The sequence below is a fragment of the Micromonospora sp. NPDC051196 genome (assembly GCF_040682415.1).
In the GTDB taxonomy this organism is placed as follows: Bacteria; Actinomycetota; Actinomycetes; order Mycobacteriales; family Micromonosporaceae; genus Micromonospora.
Map to the genome: position 1 here is coordinate 116,896 of NZ_JBFBAY010000009.1, position 21,814 is coordinate 138,709.

Genomic DNA, 21,814 nt, shown 5'->3' on the forward strand with positions numbered 1-21,814 from the left:
CCGAGCGCCTGCGAACGGTACCGACGGTCCAGCGGTTTCAGCGGTTTCAGCGGTTCAGCGGTTTCAGCGACGAGGCAGCGCCGGACCGGTGGACTCGCGTACGACCAGGCGGCCCTGCTGCCGGATGACCCCGCCGCCGGCGTTGCCGTCGAGCGCGGCGATGAGGTGCTGGACCGCGGTGGCGCCGAGCTGTTCGAGGTTGAGATCCACGGTGGTCAGCGGCGGGCGACAGTCCTCGGCGAAGAACTCCCAGTTGTCGTAGCCGACGATCGCCACGTCGTCCGGGACCTGGCGGCCGAGATCGCGCAGCGTGTCGGCGACGCCGGCGGCCACCTGGTCGTTGCCGCAGAAGATCGCGTCCACGTCCGGCTGGGCGGCGAGCAGCAGACGTGCCGCGTGCCGGCCCCACCGCTGGGACCACTCGCCGAACAGCGGGTCACCGGCCGGGGTGAGACCCGCCTCGGCGAGCACCGTGCGCAGCCCAGCGGCCCGATCGCGGGCCGCGCGGTAGCTGTCCGGGCCGGTGATGTGCCCGATCCGTCGCCGGCCGTGCGAGACCAGGTGCTCCGCGGCGAGTCGGGCGCCGCCCTCGTCGTCGGCGACGATCGACAGGTCGTGCGGGTCGGTGGACTCGGCGTACGCGTAGACCACCGGGACCGGGATGTGCTGGGTCACCGAGGGGCTCACCTCGTTGCTGTCGCCGACCACGAGGAACCCGTCGACCTGACGGGCCAGCAGGGTACGGATGTAGTGCTGGCGGCGGATCGCGTCACCGCGCGCGTCGCAGAGCAGCACGGACATCTGCCCGTTACCGAGGGCGTTCTCGGCGCCGAGCAGGATGGACATGGCGAACCTGCCGCCGAGTTCGTCGGTGAGCAGCCCGACCGTGCGGGTGCGACCGGAGATCAGACCGGAGGCCAGCGCGTTCGGCTGGAAGGACAGCTCCGCCGCGGCACGCAGTACCCGTTCGCGGGTGGCCGGGGCGACCTCGGCGCGGCCGTTGAGCGCCTTCGACGCGGTGGCCACCGAGACGCCGGCATGGCTCGCCACATCACTCAGCGTCACTGACTGCGATCGTCGTCGGCCCACCCGAAAGCCTTTCGCAACATTTTCAGGGTGCTGGCAATTGCCTGCCGTCCCCGCGGTTGCGGCCAGCGTAGTGCGAAGACTGCTTGCGGGGGAAGGCGGGGTTATGGCGGGAAATCGTCTCGGGTTTTACCCGTGCGACATCTTGCCGAAACCGTTTTCGTGGGACACCCTAGCGGCGGAACGTGATGCGTACCACCTCGGCGGCGGCGGTGACCACAGTGGCGGTGCGCGCAGAAACCGCGTCGCGGGTCGCTCGACCTGTGTGACGCCCGACCGTGATGTCACCGCCTGACCGTCCGACCTGACGCGGCAATTCGAGAGAGCACACCCCGGCTGGCGGAGACCGCTCGACGGTTTCGCCCCCCGGACGATGAACCTAGGAGATGACCATGAGCAATCCCCTGGGCAGGCGGACTGCCCTACGTTCGCTGGCGGGAGTCCTCGCCGCGACGCTGACTCTCGGCGTCGCGGCGTGTGGCAGCGACGAACCGAGCGGCCCGAGTGCGGCCGAGGCCGGTCCCACCGGCGTCGACGACGGCAGCGAACTGACACTGTGGACTCGCGCTCCGATGGAGAAGCAGGCGAAGCTGCTGGTCGACGCGTACAACGCCAGCCACCAGAACAAGGTCAAGCTCACCGTCGTACCCAACGACGACTACGTCGCCAAGGTCGGTGCGGCGGCCGGTTCCGACGGCCTGCCGGACCTCTTCGCCGCGGACATCGTCTACGTGCCGAACTGGGTCGACCAGGGCCTGTTCCAGGACCTCAGTACGAACATCAACGGCCTCGACTTCAAGGACTCGATCAACAAGGGACACCTGTCGGCCGGCACCCGCGACGGCAAGGAACACGTCCTGCCCTTCGTGCTGGACCTGTCGATGCTGTTCTGGAACAAGCAACTGTTCACCGACGCCGGGCTCGACCCGGAGAAGGCGCCAGCCTCGCTTGAGGAGTACGCCGCCGCGGCCAAGGCGATCCAGGCGTTGGGCAAGGAGGGCGTCTACGGCACGGCGGCCGGGCTGAACTGCGGCGGCTGCCTGGTGTTCACCTGGTTCCCGTCCATCTGGGCCGGTGGCGGCCAGGTGTTCAGCGACGACGGCCGCGAGTCCAAGCTCGCCGACGACACCGCGCAGCAGGTCTACCGCACCTGGCACGACCTGTGGCGCTCGGGGGCGGTACTGCCGGCCTCGGCCGGGGAGACCGGTCCGACCTGGACGGCCGCGTTCACCGAAGGCAAGGTCGGCCTGATGTTCTACCCGGCGACGCTGCTCTCCTCGACCCCGTTCGACGCCGGTGTCGCCGGTATCCCCGGACCGGGCGGCGGTGCCTCCACCTTCGTCGGTGGCGACGGCATCGGGATCTCGAAGGACTCGAAGAAGGCCGCGCAGGCCTGGAACTTCCTCAGCTGGATGATGTCGGAACAGGCCCAGGTCGAGGTGCTGGCCAAGAACAAGGACGTGGTCTCGCGCGCCGATCTCGCCAACAACAAGTACGCCGCCGAGGACCCGCGCCTGGTCACCATCAACGAGGTGGCCGGCAAGGGGGACACCCCGGTCGCGCTGAACTTCCAGCAGGCGTTCAACGCGCCGAACAGCCCGTGGCTGACCCTCGTACGCAACCAGGTGCTCAACGGTAGCGGTGACGTGCAGAAGGACAACGGCGAAATCACCGCCGTGCTCAAGCAGTAGGCGACGCCCCGCAGGCGTGCGCCGTCCGACGACCCCGCTTACCGGTCGGCACACGCCTGCGGCGCGATCCGGACGTCGACGATCCACCCCGCCACCGAACGAACGAGAGGTTTCCATGAGCGTCACCGCACCGTCTCGGTCGCCGAGTGCGGCGACCCGGCGCCGTGCCCGTCCTCGTGGCCGACAAGCGCTGCTCGGCTGGCTCTACGCGACGCCGACGGCGGTCTTCGTGGTGCTGCTGTTCGCCGTGCCGCTGCTGCTGGTCATCAGGATGTCCCTGTCGAGATGGCCGTTGCTCACCGGCGACCAGGGGATCAACGCTCCCGACAACTTCGTGAAGGCGGTCGACCACCGTTTCTTCACCGACTCGGTGGTGTTCACCCTCAAGTACACCGCGCTCGCGACCGTCCTGCTGCTGGCACTCGGCCTGGGACTGGCCCTGCTCGTGCAGGAGTCGAGCCGGTGGAACAACCTGCTCCGCGCCTCGTTCCTGATCCCCAGCGCCCTCGGGCTGGCCTCGGCGTCCCTGCTGTTCTACGTGCTCTACTCGCCGTACGCGAGCCCGCTGGCGCCGGTGATGGACCGGCTGGGCTTCACCTTCCTCGGCTCACCGACCGCGGCGCTGTTCTCCACGACCTTCCTGATCGTGTGGCGCTACGCCGGGTTCTACATGGTGCTCATGCTCGTCGGCCTCCAGGGCATCCCGGCGGACGTGTACGAGGCCGCCCGTACCGACGGCGCCAGCCGCTGGCAGACCTTCCGGAAGGTCACCCTGCCGCTGCTGCGCCCGACCCTGGCGCTGACGACCGTGCTCTGCGTGACCGGCTCGCTGCTCGCCTTCGAGCAGTTCTACATCCTGACCAAGGGCGGCCCGGACAACAGCACGATCACCGTCGTCCAGCTCATCTACATGGTGGCGTTCCAAGGTCAGAACGATCTGGGTGTGGCGGCGGCCATCTCCGTCATCGTGCTGCTGGCCCTGATAGCGATCAACGCGTTGCAGATGCGTGCCTTCCGGTCCGAGGAGAACTGACGCCGATGACAGTCGTGTCCAGTACCAGATCGACCCCCACCGACGGGCCCGCGTCACCGAACTCCGCCGAACCCGCAGGTCGGAAGAAGACGGACGGCATGACCATCGCCGGCATCGCCCTGCGTACGCCGTACTGGGTGTTCACCGGAGCGGTCGCGCTGATCTTCCTGGCGCCGCTGGCCTGGACGGCCGTCGCCTCGGTCTCCCCGCAGCCCGGCACGAACCAGGTGGACGGTTGGGGCTTCGGCAACTACCAGACGCTGGCCGCCTACCAGGCCGGCATCTGGCGCTATCTCGCCAACTCGGCGTTCGTCTCGCTGCTCACGGTGGCCCTGACGCTGCTGGTCTCCTTCCTCGGCGGTTACGCGTTCGCCCGGTTCCGCTTCCCCGGGAAGAACATCCTCTTCCTGGTCACGCTCGCCATCCTGATGGTTCCGTACGCGACCCTGCTGATCCCGCTCTACGTGCTGCTCAACCAGGTTGGCCTACAGAACTCCCTGGTCGGCGTGGCTCTCGTGCTCACGATGTTCCAGCTGCCGTTCTCCACCTTCCTGATGCGCATCTCCTTCGAAGCGGTGCCACGCGAACTCGACGAGGCCGCGATGGTCGACGGATGCTCCTCGTTCGGCGCGCTGTGGCGGGTGCTGTTGCCCGCCGTCAAGCCGGGCCTGATCACCGTCGGGCTGTTCAGCTTCCTCGCCGCGTGGAACGACTTCATGGCCCCACTCATCCTGATCAACGACTCCGAGCGGATGACCCTCCCGCTCGCGGTGTCGAATCTGCGTGGCCAGGTCCAAGGTGTCGTCGACTACGGGGCGACCGAGGCGGGCGTCGTCGTTCTCGCCCTTCCGTGCATCGTCCTGTTCCTCCTGCTCCAACGACACTACGTGCGCGGCTTCATGTCCGGCGCGCTGAAAGGATGACCATGAGCGGCAACGCGCATTCGGCCGCCCCCGTCCTGCCGGTGCAGGGTCGACTACGGCCCCTCGGCCTGCGGGACGTCCGGATCACGGGTGGATTCTGGGGTGAACGTCAATCGATCAACGGCGTGGCCACTCTGCACCACATCGAGCACTGGCTCGAGCGCGAGGGCTGGATCCGTAACTTCGACCTGGCGGCGAACGGGGACCTCAGCGGCGAACGCCGGGGACGCGAGTTCTCCGACTCGGAGATCTACAAGTTCCTCGAGGCGATGGCCTGGGAGATCGGCCGCACCGACGACGTCGAACTCGACTCGCGGTTCCGCGCGATCGTGCGGCGGGTCGCCGCAGCTCAGGAGCCGGACGGCTACCTGAACACCAAGTTCGGTCGTCCCGGGCAGGCGCCGCGCTGGTCCGACCTCGAATGGGGGCACGAACTCTACTGCGTCGGGCATCTGCTCCAGGCTGCGGTCGCCCGGGCCCGGACCCGTCCCGGTGCCGACGACGGGTTGCTGGAGATCGCCTGCCGGGCCGCCGACAACGTGTGCCGGACGTTCGGGCCGGACGGCATCGACAGCGTCTGCGGGCACGCGGAGATCGAGCCCGCGCTGGTGGAACTCGCGCGCACCACCGGTCAGGACCGTTACCTGGCCCAGGCCGCACTCTTCGTCGACCGGCGCGGCCATGGCCGTCTCAAGGACGTGGAGTTCGGTCGGGAGTACTTCCAGGACGACCAGCCGATCCGGCAGGCGACCGTGCTGCGCGGGCACGCGGTGCGGGCGAACTACCTCGCCGCCGGTGCCGTCGATGTCGCCGTCGAGTTGAAGGACGCCAGTCTGCTGGACGCGGTGCGCGGCCAGTGGCGCAACACGGTGTCGCGGCGTACCTACGTCACCGGGGGACAGGGCTCCCGGCATCAGGACGAGGCATTCGGCGGGGACTGGATGCTGCCTCCCGATCGTGCCTACTCGGAGACCTGCGCGGGTATCGGTTCGGTGATGCTGGCCTGGCGGCTGCTGCTCGCCGACGGCGACCCCCGGTACGCCGACCTGATCGAGCGGACGCTGTTCAACGTGGTGTCGACCTCGCCGTCGGCCGACGGGCAGAGCTTCTTCTACACCAATACTCTGCACCGTCGGGAACTCGGCACGCTGCCCGACACCGACCGGCCCAGCCTGCGGGCGGCGGCGTCACTGCGGGCGCCCTGGTTCGAGGTGTCCTGCTGCCCGACCAACGTGGCCCGCACCCTGGCCAGCCTGTCGGCGTACGTCGCCACCTGCGACGACGAGGGCGTTCAACTGCACCAGTACCTGCCCGGCGCCGTCGAGCACCACCTCGCCGACGGACGCGACCGGTGCCTGCGCATCGAGACCGACTACCCGTACGACGGACAGATCCGGGTACGGATCGACAGCGACGACGACCACCCCTGGTCGCTGTCGTTGCGGGTGCCCGGGTGGGCCGTCGAGGGCGCGACGGTGACCCTCGACGGGGTGACCCGGCCGGTGGCTCCGGGCGTGTTCACCGAGCAGCGGGTGTGGCGGCGCGGTGACGAACTCGTCCTCCGGCTGCCGATGGAGCCCAGGTTCATCCACCCGGACAGCCGCATCGACGCGGTGCGGGGCTGTGTCGCGGTGGAGCGCGGTCCGCTGGTTTACGCCCTGGAATCGGTGGACGTGCCGGGCATGGTCGGCGTCGACGAAGTGCGCGTCGACGCCGGTCGGCCGCCACGCCTGGTCGACGGTCGGGTCGTCGTTCGCTGCCGTCGCGTCCGCCCGCAGGAGCACGAGTGGCCCTACCGGGCCGACATCGCCGAGGCGGCGCCGGTGCCGGTCGACGAGTTCGACGAGGTGCCGTTGGTGCCCTATCACGCCTGGGCCAACCGGGGGCCCTCGACCATGCGCGTCTGGCTGCCCACCGACATCGACCTGCTGGCCCCGGCTCGGGGGCGCAGCTGATGTTAGCGCTCACACCAAATTGGTGCCGATGCTCACAAGCCGCTCGAATCACCCCCAAGGTGCGACCAGGGCGCCTCACCCGCCCCTCGCGCCGATAACAAGGAGGAAGGAAATGATCCGTAGACGCGTGCGGAGGGTGCCTCTCTGGGCCGCCCTTGCCGCGCTAGTGGTGGGAGGGGCGGTCGCCGTACCCTCCCCGGCTCACGCGGCCAGCCCGATCCTGCCCGGCAACGAGGGCGACGTCGGGGTCTACACCAATGGGCAGAGCCACGTCATGGACATCGGTGACCCGGTGTACAGCAACGTCGGCGACGTCGCCAACCAACTGCTTCCCGGGGTGCCGTTCACCGCCGGCAGCATGCACCAGTCGATCTTCGAGAAGGATCTCGCCGACGGCGGCACCGACTACTACCTCGACCGCATCCTCGGCGTGCAGGGCGCCCTCGGGTCAGCGGTGCTGATGACCCGAGGCCGTTCGCTGTACATGCGTGGCGCCAGCAACAACAACTTCACCGTCATGGGCTTTGCCGGCAGCGCGTTCGTCGGCGGCCCCAACAACCTCGGCAACCTCTACACCGTCACGGTGCCCGGCCAGACCGTCAGCGAGGTCAACGCCAACCGGTTCAACGCGCCCAGCCACGCCAGGAGCCGGTACAACATCGGCACCACCGGGGTCACCGCGAACCTGACCAAGCTCATCACCTACGACAACGTGGCGGTCACCGCCATCGACTTCAACAACCCCGGCGAGGAGGCGGCCACCTTCACCGTCCGCGCCGCGTCGCCGCTGGCCACCCAGGCCGCCGGAGATGCCGCGCTCACCGGCACCCGGACCATCACCAGCGGCTCCAACAACGGGCTGGTCGACACCGCGTGGGACACCATCCGGATCGACCTGACCGGTGCCGGCTTCACCCGCAGCGGCAGCAACCTGGACCGGGAGATCACCGTACCGGCAGGTGGCTCGGTGTCGCTCTCGGTCGTCGGCGCCGTCTCCTCGGCCACCCTGCCGGAGACGGTGCAGAGTTATCAGGAGTACGCCGAACTGTCGCCGGCGCAGGCCGTGCGGACCGGCATCACCGCGTTCAACCGTCGCTGGGCGCAGGACATCCCCTACATCAACGTCCCCGACCCGGCGTTGGAGAAGGCCATCGTCTACCGCTGGTGGGGTGAGCGCTACAACTCCCTCGACGCCAACGCCGCAGGCCACGTCTACCAGTACCCGACGACGATCGAGGGGGTCAACCTCTACCAGAACGCCGTGGCGCTGACCCAGCCGATGCACCTGCAGGACACCAAGTGGCTGCGTACGCCCTACCTGCCGTACGGGCAGATCCTCAACATCGGTGAGCTGTCCGGCTCGTCGGCCTTCCTGGACAGCCCGGGGCACACCAGCTGGAACAACCACTACTCGCAGTACCTCGGCACCGCCGGGCTTGAGGCGTACAACGTGCACGGTGGTGGCAAGGAGATCGCCCGCAAGTTCGCCAAGTACTTCGAGGGCGACGGCGTCGGCCAACTCGAACACTACGACGGCAACAACGACAAGCTGATCGCGTACGACACCAACTACATGCCGGGCAACGACGCCGACGCCATCACCTTCGGCTTCCCGAAGTCCAACGCCGGTGCCCCCGGCGCGCGGACCATCGAGCGGCCTGAGTCGGCGTACGTCTGGGGTGCCTTCGACGCGGCCCGGCAGCTCTACCAGCTCGCCGACGCCGACCAGGCCAAGGTCGACGAGATGGCCACCAACGCCGACCAGATCCGTGAGGCGATCCTCAACCGGTTGTGGAGCCCGGACATGCGGATGTTCCTGGCCGGCACGTCGCACGGCGCCACCAGTGCGGCCAGCGCCAACGGGCGGGCCAACCCGCTGCCCGCGTCGGCCCGCAACCTGATCCCGGCCAAGGAGTCGAACCTCTACGACATCTACGCCGAGAACCTGATCCCGACCGACCAGTGGCAGACCTACGTCGACGGTTTCCGGTTCCTGACCTACGGCGACAACTTCCCGATCTTCCCGTTCTACACCGCCAACCAGTACGACCGGGCGGCCTACGGGATCGGTGGTTCGAACAACTTCTCGAACATCAACTTCACCGTGCAGTACCGCGGTGTCCGCTCCGCCCTGCGGCACTACGACCCGGAGCAGAAGTACATCACCCCTGCGTACGCCAAGCGATTGCTGGACTGGATGGCCTGGAGCATCTACCCCAACGCGGACATGCGGGTCGCCAACCAGGCGGAGTACTACTCCAACTGGAACCCGAACACCCGCACCTACAACCGCAACAACCAGAACCACATCATGCTCGGCAACATGAACTACATCTTCATCGAGGACATGGGCGGCATCCAGCCGCGTTCCGATGACAAGATCGAACTCTGGCCGATCAACTTCGGGTACGAGCACTTCATGGTCAACAACCTGCGCTACCACGGGCAGGACGTGACCATCGTCTGGGACCCGGACGGCAGCGAGTACGGCCTCGGCGCCGGTTACAGCCTGTTCCTGGGCGGGGAGAGGAAGGTCAGCACCGACAAGCTCGGCAAGCTCACCTACGACCCGAACACCAACCAGGTCCAGGCCGAAGACGGGCTCACCGTCACCTTCACCGCGAGCGAAGGGACCGACTTCCCGGCCGCGGTGGACACCCCGATCGCCGACGAGCGGGTCGTCGGCTACCTCAAGACGGCCGGTATCGACCTGACCGAGGACGCGCCGAACCTGGCGCAGGGCGCGCAGCTGAGTTCCTCGTACACCCAGCAGGGTGTGCGGCCCACGCCGTGGCGGCAGTTCCACACGCCCGGCTGGAGCAGCACCTCGATGAACCACACCCCCGGCGCCATCTCGGTGACCGAGCGACCGGTGTCGCTGGCGGCCGTCACCGACGGTGTCACCGCCAACGAGCCGTACTGGGGCAACTACGGCACCACCGAGCGCAACGGCTACGTCGAGCTGGACCTGGGTGCGGCGAAGTCCTTCGACAACGTGAAGGTCTACTTCGTCAGCGACCGGCAGGCCGGCGGCTACCGCGAGCCCGCCCGCTGGTGGGTGCAGGTGCCCGATGGCAACGGCGGCTGGCGGGAGGTGCCGGACCAGTTCAAGAACCCGACCGTCCCCTCGGCGAAGTTCAACGAGGCGCTGTTCGACACCGTCACCTCGGACAAGGTCCGCATCGCCTTCACCAACAACCCGACCCTCTTCACCGCGATCTCCGAGATCCAGGTGTTCGACTCGGGCCGGGACGTGCCGGAGGTCACCAACCAGGCGCCGGTCGTCACCGCCGCCCGCGACAACTCCGGCGACGGCAACCTGTCCACCCGGCTGGTCGCCACCGCCACCGACGACGGCATCCCGTACGACAGCGAGCTGACCTTCGGCTGGGAGACCGTCTCCGCCCCGGAGGGAGCCGGCGTCATCTTCGCCGACGCGCAGGCGCTGTCCACCCGGGTGACCGGCACGATCGCCGGTGAGTACGTGTTCCGGTTCTTCGCCGACGACGGCGAGAAGCGGTCGACGGCCACGGTCGCGGTGACCCTCACCGAGCGGGAGGTCAGCGCGGAGTTCGGCGCCTCGGCGACGATCAGCACCAGCGGCACCGCCTCGTGGGAGAACCACTCCCGGGTCAACGCGCCCACCAACCCGGCCAACTCGAACCCGGGCACCGGCCAGGGCTGGGGCAACTGGGGCCAGCCGGCCAACGGCACCAGCCTCGAACGCCAGGCCTGGATCCAGTACCGCTGGGACGCGCCGGTGCGGCTGTCCTCGACCGACATCTACTGGTACGACGACAACGGCGGCACCCGCCGCCCCAACGCCAGCACGTACGCCATCGAGTCGTCGACCGACGGCACCACCTGGACGCTGGTCACCCTCACCGGCGACTCGACGTACGCCGGTGGGCTGGCCACCAACCGCTACAACCACTTCGATTTCGCGCCGATCACCGCCAGCCACCTGCGTATCCGCATCTGGGGTCTGCAGGGCAGCGGGGCCGGCACCGGTGTGCTGCGGTGGCGGGCCAACGGCGAGACCGTCGACTCGGTGCGCGCACCGGTGCTCATCCGCACCGGTGTGGGTCAGGTGCCGACCCTGCCGGCCACGCTCGACGCGGTCTACGCCAGCGGCGCCCGAGGCACCGTGGCGTTCAACTGGCAGGAGATCACGCCCGAGCAGGTGGCGGAGCCGAACGTGGACCCGTTCGTGGTCTACGGCACCAACGACGCGTACGGCCTGATCGCCGAGGCCCGCATCTACGTGCGACCGGAGATGTCCACCGGCGGCATCTCGATCCAGGGTGCCGAAACCTTCGAGCAGGCCGTCGAGGTGGGCGAGCTGCCCTGGCTGCCGGAGAAGGTGGCGGTCTCCTACAACGACGGTTCAAGGGACAACCAGGCCATCGGGGTCGAGTGGAACTTCGACGAGAACATCGCCAACGTCCCCGGCCGGTACACCGTCATCGGTGACCTGATCCTGCCGCCGTACGTCAGCCAGGCCGGGGCCACCCGGACCACGCTGACCCTCACCGTGGGCAACCCGCCCGAGACACCGACGTGGGACGTCGAGGTGCAGGCCAGCACCCGCTGCACCGGCAGCAACGTCTACGTCACGGTCAACGCCCGCAACGCCGAGGACGTGCCGCTCACCATCGAGCTGGTCACGCCGTACGGGTCGCGGACGGTCGCCGACGTGGCACCCGGCAAGTCCGCCTTCCAGGCGTTCAACACCCGCGCGAAGTCGGTGCAGGCCGGCACGGCGACGGTGAAGGCCACCGGAACCGTCGACGGCGAGCCGGTCACCGTGGAGTTCGAGGCACCGTTCGGCGCGCTCACCTGCGGCTGACCCCCTCTGGTGGCGGCGCCGACGCATCGGCGCCGCCACCACCCCTCGTCCCAGTGAGGAGAACGACACCGTGAACACCACCGTGGGGCGCGGCGCCGCCCCACCATCCCACCGGCCGTCGCGCCGGGCGCTCGCCGTGGCGGTGGCCGCCGGGCTGTTCGCCGGCGGCCTGGCCGGCGTCGCCGGCCCGGCGCACGCCTCGGAACCCGAGTCGTACACCTTCACCAACACCGTCAACCCGATCATCGGCGACGGCAGCTACTACTCCGCCGACCCGGCGCCCATGGTGGTGCCGGCCGGTGCCCCCGGTAACCCGGGTGCGCAGGACCAGCTCTACATCTACACCGGCCACGACCAGGCCGGACCGGCCACCAACGACTTCATCATGAACGAGTGGGGGGCACTGCGGACCACCGACGTCGAGGCGGGCCAGTGGACCCACTTCCCGTCGTTGATGCGCCCGGAGACCACGTTCGCCTGGGCGACGCCCGGCCGGGCGTACGCCGGTCAGGTGGTCCAAGGGGTGGACGGTCGCTACTACTGGTACGTCCCGATCCACGAGCGGGACAGCCCGGTGTCGGACAAGTTCGCCATCGGCGTGGCCGTCTCGGCGAGCCCGACTGGCCCGTGGACCGACCACGCGGGCGGGCCGATCGTCTCGCAGCGGGTGCCCACCGCCAACACCATCCACAACATCGACCCGACCATCCTGGTCGACGGCGAGGGCCCCGACCAGCGGGTGTACCTCTGGTGGGGCTCGTTCAGCCAGCTGCGGATGCTCGAACTCGGCCAGGACATGAAGACGCCGATCGGCGCGGTGCGTACCGTCACCGGGCTGACCGGCTTCTTCGAGGGTGCCTGGGCCTTCAAGCGCAACGGCACCTACTACCTGGCGTACGCCGGCAACAACGCCGGCCCGACCTCGCAGTGCACCCCCGCGAACTACCACGCCTGCCTCGCCTACGCGACGGCGTCGTCGCCGCAGGGACCGTGGACCTACCGGGGGACCTTCCTGCGGCCGGTCTCCTCGACCACCAGCCACCCGGGCGTGGTGGAGTTCGACGGGCAGTGGTACCTGGCGTACCACACCGCCGACGCCGTGGACGGTGGCCACTTCCGCCGGTCGGTGGCGATCGACCCACTCGAATGGGACGACACGCAGACCCCGCCGCGGATCAAGCTGGTCACGCCGACCCCGGCCAAGGAGCGTGACCTCACTCCCCGGCCGAACATCGCCCAGGCGGCGCGGGTCACCGTCTCCAACGAGCCGGTACCCACCCAGTACTGGGTGAAGGCGCTCAACGACGAGATCGTCCGACGCAATCCGTTGCCGCCGGACATGTGGGGCACCTGGACCGGCAACAATCCGCCGCAGCAGTGGGTGCAGTACACCTGGGACCAGCCGATGCGGATCACCGGTTCGCAGATCGACTTCTGGAACGACCAACCGCAGGGCACCGGAGTCGGGGTGGCCGCGCCCGCCCGCTGGCGCATCCAGTACTGGGACCTCGACGCCGGGCAGTGGGCCGACGCGTCGAACCCGAGCGGCTACCCGACCAGCACGCAGGGCTTCCAGAACACCACCTTCGACCCGGTGACCACCACGCAGGTCCGGGCGGTCTTCGACGCCTCCACCAACGGCAGCACCTACTCCGCGGTGGCGGTCGAGGAGTGGAAGGTCCTCGCCGCGCAGCCGGAGTCGGTCAGCGCGCCGGCGATGACGGTGGAGGTGGGGGAGACCGACCTGCCCGACACCCTGCCGGTCTCCTTCGGCGCCGAGACGCTGCGCGTACCGGTCTACTGGGACGAGGTCACGCCGGACGATGTAGCGACACCCCGGACGTTCGCCATCGGTGGCACCGTGCTCGGCTACGCCGCCGGGCGGGTCTCCGCGCAGCTCACCGTGATCTCCCCGGACGACACCGAGGGGGACGAGACCGCGCCGACGGTGACCCTCACGCCCAGTGGCAGCGCCGGAAGCGCCGGCTGGTTCCGTTCGGCGGTGCGGGTGCGGATCGCCGGTGCCGACGACCGGGGTGGCCGGTTGGCCATCTCCTCGCGGGTCGACGACGGTGAGTCGGCCGTCGCGAACGACGTACGGCACGTCGACGTCACCGTCACCGGCGACGGCGAGCACACCGTCACGGCGACCGCGACCGACCGCGCCGGCAACGTCTCGGCGCCGGCCAGTCTCGCCGTACGCATCGACGCCGTGGCGCCGGTCAGTACGGCCACCGTGCACAGCAGCACCCGCGCGGTCACGGTGACCGCGACCGACGCGACCTCCGGAGTCGCCCGGATCGAGTACGCCATCGGCACGGGTGCGTGGCAGACCTACACCGGTGCCGTCGCGGCACCGGACGCCAACCGGCACACCCTGTCGTTCCGCGCGCTCGACGTGGCCGGGAACCTGGAGACCGCCAGGACGGTGGTCATCCCGGCGGACCTGTCCGGGCCGCTGACCGGCAACATCGCGCCGATCGCCACCCCGACCGCCTCCTACACGGCGAGCTGGAACAGCGTCACCGCGCTCAACGACAGCGCCGACCCGAACAACCCGAGCCAGGCACAGATCTGGGGTACCTGGTCCGGCACCCGCCCGGCCACCCAGTGGGTTCAGTACACCTGGTCCCGTCCGGTTCGGATCACCGGCACCGAGCTGAAGTTCTGGCGCGACTCCAACCAGGGTTCCGGTGACGGGGTCGCCCAACCTGACGGCTGGGTGCTCCAGTACTGGGACGAGACCGGCTCGTCCTGGCGCGACGTGACCGGGGCGTCCGGCTACGGCACCAGCACCACCGCCTTCAACACCGTCTCCTTCGACCCGGTCACCACCTCGCGGGTGCGCGCCACGGTCCGGGCCAACGGCAACGGCAGCACCTACTCCGCGGTGGCGATCACCGAGTGGCGGGTCTTCGCCGACGACCCGGGCGTCACGCCGGAGCTGCCGGTGACGGTGACCGCTCAGGCGCGGTGCGTGGCCGGCAGGGCGTACCTGGCCGTGCAGGTCCGCAACGACCACGACGCACCGGTGGACGTCACCGTGCAGACCGCGTACGGCGAACGTGTCTTCGCCGCCGTGGCACCCGGTGGCAACGCCTACCAGCAGTTCACCACCCGTACCGCCTCCATGCCGGCCGGTACGGCGACCGTCCGGGTCAGCGGCTCGGTCGACGGTAAGGGCGTGACGACTGTCGTCACCGCGCAACCCCCCGGCGTCGACTGCGCCGCCGACCCCCGACAAGCCCAGTAATCACCGATGAACAACGGAGAAGCGAATGAACACATGGAGTCGTAAGCGGCTGCTGGCCGCCGGTGCGTCCGGTGCGCTGCTGGCCGGTGTGGTGGCGGTGGGTTCGCCTGCCTTCGCCGAGCCGGGTGACGAGGCCGGGGTGGAGGTGACCGTCGAGATCGAGGAGATCCGGGAGCCGGGTGTCCTCGCCATGTCGGTCGCCGCCGACTCGGTGATGTTGTCGGAGGACGGGTCGACGCTGCTGGTCCGCCAGTTCACCGGCACCCTGCCGACGGTGACGGTCACCGACACCCGTACGCCCGACGAGGTGCCCGAGGGTGCGGCGTGGGCGGTGTTGGGTAGCGCTACCGATTTCGTCGGTGACGCCGAGCAGGCGCCGATCGGTGCCGGTCACCTGGGTTGGAAGCCGAAGCTGATCGACGGTGGTGACACCGGTCTGGTCAGTGAGGGTGAAGAGGTCGTGACGGTGTTGGACGAGCCGACGCAGCCGGGTAACAACGTGGGTCTGGTGGATCAGGAGTTGCTGGTGTCGACCTTCGATTCGGGTGCGGTGACTCCTGGCGAGTACACGGTTGACGCGGATCTGTTCCTGCGGACTCCGGGGGATGTCGAGGCGGGTGCGTACACCTCGACGCTGACCCTGTCCCTGTTCGAGTGATACGGCGGTCGGGGGCCGCCGCCCGGCGGCCCCCGACCGTCACCTGTGGCCGCAGGGGGTGGGCATGAGAGTGCGACGGACCGGACCGCGGTGTGCCACGCGCGCCCTTTGCTCTGCTTCAACCCACGCAACGGTCGGGCCGGCCGGGCGCGTCGCCGCATCCCGACCGGTGGTGCCACCCATCCCGGATTCAGACCCGCATCGGCAGCCCGTCGTGATGCAGCCGGAAGCCGTCGAGCTGCGCCGGGTCGATCGCGAGACGCAGGCCGGGCAGCTGCTCGGCGATCCGTTCGAACATGATCCGGCTTTCCAACCGGGCCAGGTGGGCGCCGAGACAGAAGTGGATGCCGTACCCGAACGCGATGTGCCGCCCCACGTCGGTGCGGTGGATGTCGAACTCGTGCGGCCGCTCGAACACCGCCGGATCCCGGTTCGCGCCCCACAACGACAGACCCACCCGGTCGTACGCCGGGATCCGTCCGCCGCCCAACTCGATGTCGGCGAAGGCGAACCGGGGCGGCACGATCTCGACCGGCCCCCGGAAGCGCAACGTCTCCTCGACCACCGCGGCGGCCAGCGACGGGTCGGCCCGCAGGGCCTGCCACTGCTCGGGATGGGTCAACAACAGCCGGAGTCCGTTGCCGATCAGGTCCACGGTGGTCTCCTGCCCGGCGATGAGCAGCAGTTGCACCAGGGCCACCAACTCGTCCCGGTCGAGCCGGTCGTCCCGGTCCCCGGCGACCACCAGCGCGGTGATCAGATCGTCGGCCGGTGCCGCCCGGCGCGCGGCGGCCAACTCGTCGAGGTACGCCCCGAAGGCGCTGGTCGCCGCCGGGCCCTCGGCGCTGGCCGACACGATCGCCGCCGACCAGGCGCGGAACCGGGGCCGGTCGGGCTCGGGAATGCCGACCAGTTCGGCGATGACGTTGACCGGCACCGGGTCGGCGAGATCGGTGATGGCGTCGATGTGCCCCAGGCGGCGGGCGCGGGCGATCAGCCGGTCGGCGAGTTCGGTGATCCAGGGCTCCAGCCGGGCCACGGCCCGTGCGGTGAAGCCGCCGCTGACCAGCCCGCGCAGTCGGGTGTGGTCGGGCGGATCCAGGTTGATGAGCTGGCGGGCCTCGATCCGCGCCGCCTCCGACAGGTCGTCGGGGCTGGGCTGCCGCCCGTCGGGGTCCCGCCGGTGCACCTCGTGCCCGATCTCGGGGTGCCGCAGACCGGCCAGCACATCGGCGTGCCCGGCGACCACCCACAGCCGGTTCCCGGCGGGGTCGATCTGCGGCACCGGCCCGCCGCTGGCTCGTACCCGGTCGTAGAAGGGGTGCGGGTCGCGGCGGACGGCGGGATCCCACAACTCCGAGACACCAAAGGCGGCGGCCACCGAACCTCCCGGACCGTCAATCAGTTAGCGCTAACATAAGTATGTTTCCGGCAGGTGTCAATCCTGGGACTTTTCCTTGATCTCGGCTTCCGCCGAGCCTAAGGTGAGCGTTAACAATCGATCACCCCCGACCTAGCGTCGTCATCGATGGCTCGGACCCGGCTGCCATGGCACCGGCTCGCGGCGAGCGTTCCGGGCCGCATGGGGAGCCGCGATGGATCCGCAGCTGCCCCCACCTGGAAGGAAGATCCTCTGTGGCGCAATTCGACAAGCTCCCCGTCAGCCGACGCCAGGTTCTGCAGGCATCAGCCGTCGGTGTCGCCGCGGGCGCCCTCCCGGCCACCGCGGTCCAGGCCGGTCCGACGACCGGCGCGACGACCGGGGCCGTGACCTCCCCGACCGCGTTCGCCGTGACCTCGACCGATCTCGGTCCCGGCGCCACCGCCCCGGTCCGGCCGTTCCGCCTGCGTGACGTGACCCTGGGCGAGGGACTGTTCCAGGAGAAGCGCGACCGGATGAAGAACTACCTCCGGCAGCTCGACGAGCGACGTTTCCTGGTGCTGTTCAACAACCAGGCCGGTCGACCGAACCCGGCCGGTGTCACCGCCCCCGGCGGCTGGGAGGACGGTGGTCTGCTCAGCGGCCACTGGGCCGGTCACGTCATGACAGCTCTGGCGCAGGGCTACGCCGATCACGGTGAGCCGATCTTCAAGACCAAGCTCGACTGGATGGTCGGCGAACTCGCGGCGTGCCAGGCGGCGATCACCGCACGGATGGGCACCGGCCCCGAGGAGCCCGAGGAGCCCGAGGAGCCGGAGGTGCCACAGATCGGTCGGGTGCCGGGCCGATTCGGCAGCGGGCTGCGGCTCAACGGCCCCAGCCGGGCCGAACACGTCACCCTGCCCCAGGAGGCGATCAGCCAGCTCACCGACTTCACCATCGCCACCTGGGTGAACCTCGCCGCCGCGCAGAACTGGAGCCGACTGTTCGACTTCGGTCAGAACGCCACGGTCAACATGTTCCTGACCCCGCGGGCCGGAGTCACCGGCAACGTGCCGCGATTCGCGATCACCGTCAGCGGCAGCGGTGGCGAACAGCGCATCGACGGCACCTCGGCCCTGCCGACGAACCAGTGGGTGCACCTGGCGGTGACCCTGACCCAGCAGACCGGGACGCTCTACGTCAACGGCGAGCAGGTCGGCCAGAACACCAACATGACACTGAGCCCGGCGAACCTCGGCAACCCCGGCAACCGGTGGATCGGGCGGTCACAGTACGGCGACGCGATGCTCAACGCCACCGTCGACGAGTTCCACATCTTCGACCGGGCGCTGAGCCAGCAGGAGATCCAGTCCCTGCAGGACTCGCCGGCCGGCAGCACCGGCGGCGGGTCGATCGCCTGGTACCGGTTCGAGGAGGAGGGTGGTACCACCATCCGCGACGCCTCGCCCAACGGCCGCGACGGCGGCATCGTGGCCAGCCAGAGCAGCGGAGGCGCCCTGTGGGTGCCGACGCACCCCGGCTACCTCGGTGCCATCCCGGAGGACGCGGTGCTGCGGCTCGGTCCGCCCCGCTGGGCGGTGTACGGCAGCAACGCGACCACCAACACCTGGGCACCCTGGTACACCCAGCACAAGATCATGCGGGGTCTGCTCGACGCGTACTACCACACCGACAACGCCACCGCCCTGGACGTCGTGGCCAAGATGGCCGGCTGGGCGCATCTCGCACTGACCGTCGGCGACAAGAACCACCCCGCGTACGCCGGTCCGATCACCCGGGACAACCTCAACTACATGTGGGACCTCTACATCGCCGGGGAGACCGGTGGCGCGAACGAGGTGTTCCCCGAGATCTACGCGCTCACCGGCGACCAGAAGCACCTGGAGACCGCCAAACTCTTCGACAACCGGGAATCGCTCTTCGACGCCTGCGTCGAGAACCGCGACATCCTCGTCGTCACCCCGCAGGCGAACCCTGGTCGCCGCCGCCCGGATCGGTTGCACGCCAACTCGCACGTGCCGCAGTTCGTCGGCTACCTGCGGGTCTACGAGCACAGCGGGGACGCCGAGTACTTCCAGGCCGCGAAGAACTTCTTCGGCATGGTCGTCCCGCACCGCATGTACGCCAACGGTGGCACCGGCGGCAACTACCCGGGCTCCAACAACAACATCGAGCTGTTCCAGAATCGGGACAACATCGCCAACTCGATCGCCCAGGGCGGCGCGGAGACCTGCACCACGTACAACCTGCTCAAACTGGCCCGCAACCTGTTCTTCCACGAGCACAACGTGGCCTACCTCGACTACTACGAGCGGGGCCTGATCAACCAGATCGCCGGCTCGCGCGCCGACAGCACCAGCGTCAACAACCCGCAGGTCACCTACTTCCAGCCGCTGACCCCGGGCGCGAACCGCAGTTACGGCAACACCGGGACCTGCTGCGGCGGAACGGGCGTCGAGAACCACACCAAGTACCAGGAAGCGATCTACTTCAAATCCGCCGACGGCAACACCCTCTGGGTCAACCTGTACGCCGCCTCGACGTTGACCTGGGCGGAACGCGACTTCACCATCACCCAGCAGACCGACTACCCGCGCGCGGACCACACCAGGCTGACCGTGGACGGCAGTGGCCCGCTGGACATCAAACTGCGGGTGCCGGGTTGGGTGCGCAAGGGCTTCTTCGTCACGATCAATGGAGTCGCCCAACAGGTCACCGCCACCGCCGGCAGCTACCTGACCCTGCGTCGCAGTTGGCAGCCCGGCGACGTCGTCGAGATCCGGATGCCGTTCAGCATCCGCATCGAGCGGGCGCTGGACCGCCCGGACACCCAGTCGGTGTTCTGGGGGCCCGTCCTGCTGCAGATCCTCGGCAACCCGGGCAGCGGCAACTACCGCGAACTGTCGCTGTACCGCCATCTCAAGCGCGACGGTGACTACGCCCGTGCGGCGATCACCCCGGCGGCTACCACCGCGGCGGGGGACCAGCTGTTCGCCACGCACGGCTTCACGCTGCGGCCGTACTACATCGGCGACACGCAGGCGGCCTCGTCGTACTTCCGGCGGGTGGAGCCGACGATCGTGTTCGGTGCCGTCGACACCGGCGTACCCAACCGGAAGCGCAACGACGGCCTGCCGAACTACGACGTACCCGTGACCGGCGTCCCGTCGCCCGGCACCGACGGTCCGACCTTCCTCGACCTGGTCTGGGACGAGGCACCGTTCGCCAACCACGGCCGGTTCGTGTCGACGGTGACCCGCATCGCCGGGGAGTTCGTCGAGGCGGGCGTGTTCACCACGGCGGAGCGTAACCTCGTCGTCTCGCAGGCCGCCCGATCGAACGAGGAACTCGATCCGGGGCACACCTGGAACGTCGAGGTCCAGGTGCGTACGCAGCTCATCGGCGGCCGGGTCTATCTCTCCGTCAACGCGGTGAACGCCGACGAGGTGCCGTTGACCGTCGAGCTGAACACCGCGTACGGCTCCCGGACGGTTGCCGACGTCGCCGCGGGCAAGGCCGCGTACCAGTCGTTCAACACCCGTCTCGCGGCGGTGCCGGCCGGCACGGTGACCGTCGTGGTCACCGGGTCGGTCGACGGCGAGCCGGTCACGACGCGGATCGAGGCGGCGTATCCGGCCGTCAGCGCCTCCTGATTCCGGGCGGGGGCGGCGCCCGGAAAGCGCCGCCCCCGGCGGGCCTTGGCCGGTCACCGCGCGGCTGCGACGAAACTCCGAAAAGTGCTTTCGGGATGCCGGTCACGGCACGGCTTCCCGGCGCCGTCCGGCGACAATTTCCGTGTAGTGTTCGGCCCAGCCACCAGGGTTGAGTCGGGCGCCGAGCCGCCACCCGGCCGAAACTACCGGAAAGGTTTCAGTGACCGACGGCGTCAGGAGAACGCACCGCATGACCGAGTCCGAGGTCCCCGCCAAGCGTCCGCCCACGCTCACCGACGTGGCCAAGCTCGCCGGGGTGTCGGTGGCGACCGCGTCCAAGGCCATCAACGGTCGTGGTGAGGTGCGGGCCACCACCCGGGTCCGCGTGCTGGAGGCCGCGGAGTTGTTGTCGTTCGCGCCGAACGCGCTCGCCCGTGGCTTGCTCAGCGGTCGCACCGGCACGGTCGGCCTGCTGACCAGCGACCTGGAGGGGCGCTTCTCGATCCCCATCCTGATGGGCGCCGAGGACGCCTTCGGGGCCGGGCAGGTCTCGGTCTTCCTGTGTGACGCGCGCGGCGACGCGATTCGCGAGAAGCACCACGTGCAGGCGCTGCTTTCCCGCCGGGTCGACGGTCTGATCGTGGTCGGCTCCCGCACCGACCCCCGTCCGCCGTTGGCCGGCAACATCCCCGTGCCGGTGGTCTACGTCTACGCCCCCTCGGCCGACCCGGCCGACATCTCGATCACCGCCGACAACGTCGGCGGTGGGCGCCTCGCCATCGAACACCTGCTCTCCTGCGGGCGGCGCAACATCGCCCACATCACCGGTGAAGCCGGGTTCCAGGCCGCCCGGGACCGGGTCGAGGGTGCCGCCGCCGCGCTCGCCGCAGCCGGATTGCGGATGGTCGGCGACCGGCCCTACTTCGGTTCGTGGGAGGAATCCTGGGGCCGGGCCGCCGCGCACATGATCGTCGAGCAGCATCCCGAGGTCGATGCGATCTTCTGCGGCAGCGACCAGATCGGCCGTGGTGTACTGGACGCGCTGCGTGACCTCGGACGCGACGTGCCGGGCACGATATCGGTGATCGGCTTCGACAACTGGGAGGCCATCTCCGCCGATTCCCGACCACGCCTGACCAGTGTCGACATGAACCTCAAGCACCTGGGGGCGGTGGCCGGCAAGCGGCTTTTCGAAGCCATCGACGGCGCGACACCCCGCTCGGAGGAGTTGCCCTGTCGCGTGGTGATGCGCGAGTCGACGCTGCCGGTCGGCTAGCACAAACCCCTGTCACCGCCCACGGTGGCGGGGCCGCTGAGCGCGCGGTAAGG

11 protein-coding genes are annotated in these 21,814 nt (G+C 69.3%); 9 read left to right on the forward strand and 2 right to left on the reverse strand.

The window, feature by feature from the left end; all coding sequences use genetic code 11:
• Positions 1-63 precede the first annotated feature (63 nt).
• Positions 64-1,065 (reverse strand): LacI family DNA-binding transcriptional regulator, encoded by a 1,002-nt coding sequence (locus tag AB0M35_RS18700; protein ID WP_363746803.1) that lies wholly within the window; start codon positions 1,063-1,065, stop codon positions 64-66.
• Positions 1,066-1,478: 413 nt separating this feature from the next.
• Here AB0M35_RS18700 and AB0M35_RS18705 point away from each other — a divergent pair, with 413 nt between their 5' ends.
• The 7 genes from AB0M35_RS18705 to AB0M35_RS18735 all read left to right on the forward strand — a co-directional run bounded on the left by AB0M35_RS18705 (position 1,479) and on the right by AB0M35_RS18735 (position 15,448).
• A complete protein-coding gene (locus tag AB0M35_RS18705; RefSeq protein ID WP_363746804.1) occupies positions 1,479-2,777 on the forward strand; it encodes a sugar ABC transporter substrate-binding protein in 1,299 nt (432 codons plus the stop codon).
• A gap of 115 nt (positions 2,778-2,892) precedes the next feature.
• Positions 2,893-3,810, forward strand: a complete 918-nt coding sequence (locus tag AB0M35_RS18710) for a sugar ABC transporter permease (RefSeq protein ID WP_363746805.1) — start codon at positions 2,893-2,895, stop codon at positions 3,808-3,810.
• Positions 3,811-3,815: 5 nt separating this feature from the next.
• Complete coding sequence (locus AB0M35_RS18715; protein WP_363746806.1) at positions 3,816-4,733, forward strand: carbohydrate ABC transporter permease; 918 nt, start codon at positions 3,816-3,818, stop codon at positions 4,731-4,733.
• A 2-nt stretch (positions 4,734-4,735) separates the two neighbouring features.
• A complete protein-coding gene (locus AB0M35_RS18720; RefSeq protein WP_363746807.1) occupies positions 4,736-6,688 on the forward strand; it encodes a beta-L-arabinofuranosidase domain-containing protein in 1,953 nt (650 codons plus the stop codon).
• A gap of 112 nt (positions 6,689-6,800) precedes the next feature.
• Positions 6,801-11,537, forward strand: a complete 4,737-nt coding sequence (locus tag AB0M35_RS18725; protein ID WP_363746808.1) for a discoidin domain-containing protein — start codon at positions 6,801-6,803, stop codon at positions 11,535-11,537.
• 70 nt (positions 11,538-11,607) lie between these two features.
• Positions 11,608-14,790 carry a family 43 glycosylhydrolase gene (locus AB0M35_RS18730; RefSeq protein ID WP_363746809.1) on the forward strand — a complete coding sequence of 1,061 codons (3,183 nt, stop codon included), beginning with the start codon at positions 11,608-11,610 and terminating at the stop codon, positions 14,788-14,790.
• A gap of 25 nt (positions 14,791-14,815) precedes the next feature.
• Positions 14,816-15,448, forward strand: coding sequence for a hypothetical protein (locus AB0M35_RS18735; protein ID WP_363746810.1), 633 nt, complete (start codon positions 14,816-14,818; stop codon positions 15,446-15,448).
• Between the two features lie 190 nt (positions 15,449-15,638).
• On the opposite strand, the gene AB0M35_RS18740 is transcribed toward AB0M35_RS18735, so the two are convergent.
• Entirely contained in the window at positions 15,639-16,829 is a 1,191-nt protein-coding gene (locus tag AB0M35_RS18740; protein ID WP_363746811.1) for a cytochrome P450, read from the reverse strand.
• A 386-nt stretch (positions 16,830-17,215) separates the two neighbouring features.
• Here AB0M35_RS18740 and AB0M35_RS18745 point away from each other — a divergent pair, with 386 nt between their 5' ends.
• Positions 17,216-20,485 (forward strand): beta-L-arabinofuranosidase domain-containing protein, encoded by a 3,270-nt coding sequence (locus AB0M35_RS18745; protein ID WP_363746812.1) that lies wholly within the window; start codon positions 17,216-17,218, stop codon positions 20,483-20,485.
• Between the two features lie 250 nt (positions 20,486-20,735).
• Positions 20,736-21,761: a LacI family DNA-binding transcriptional regulator gene (locus AB0M35_RS18750; protein WP_363746813.1), complete on the forward strand. Its 1,026-nt coding sequence runs from the start codon at positions 20,736-20,738 to the stop codon at positions 21,759-21,761.
• Positions 21,762-21,814 lie beyond the last annotated feature (53 nt).

Bases quoted from the DNA above. Each gene is read 5' to 3' on its own strand.
- AB0M35_RS18705 (WP_363746804.1), top strand. From the start codon at position 1,479: ATGAGCAATCCCCTGGGCAGGCGGACTGCCCTACGTTCGCTGGCGGGA.
- AB0M35_RS18710 (WP_363746805.1), top strand. From the start codon at position 2,893: ATGAGCGTCACCGCACCGTCTCGGTCGCCGAGTGCGGCGACCCGGCGC.
- AB0M35_RS18715 (WP_363746806.1), top strand. From the start codon at position 3,816: ATGACAGTCGTGTCCAGTACCAGATCGACCCCCACCGACGGGCCCGCG.
- AB0M35_RS18720 (WP_363746807.1), top strand. From the start codon at position 4,736: ATGAGCGGCAACGCGCATTCGGCCGCCCCCGTCCTGCCGGTGCAGGGT.
- AB0M35_RS18725 (WP_363746808.1), top strand. From the start codon at position 6,801: ATGATCCGTAGACGCGTGCGGAGGGTGCCTCTCTGGGCCGCCCTTGCC.
- AB0M35_RS18735 (WP_363746810.1), top strand. From the start codon at position 14,816: ATGAACACATGGAGTCGTAAGCGGCTGCTGGCCGCCGGTGCGTCCGGT.
- AB0M35_RS18750 (WP_363746813.1), top strand. From the start codon at position 20,736: ATGACCGAGTCCGAGGTCCCCGCCAAGCGTCCGCCCACGCTCACCGAC.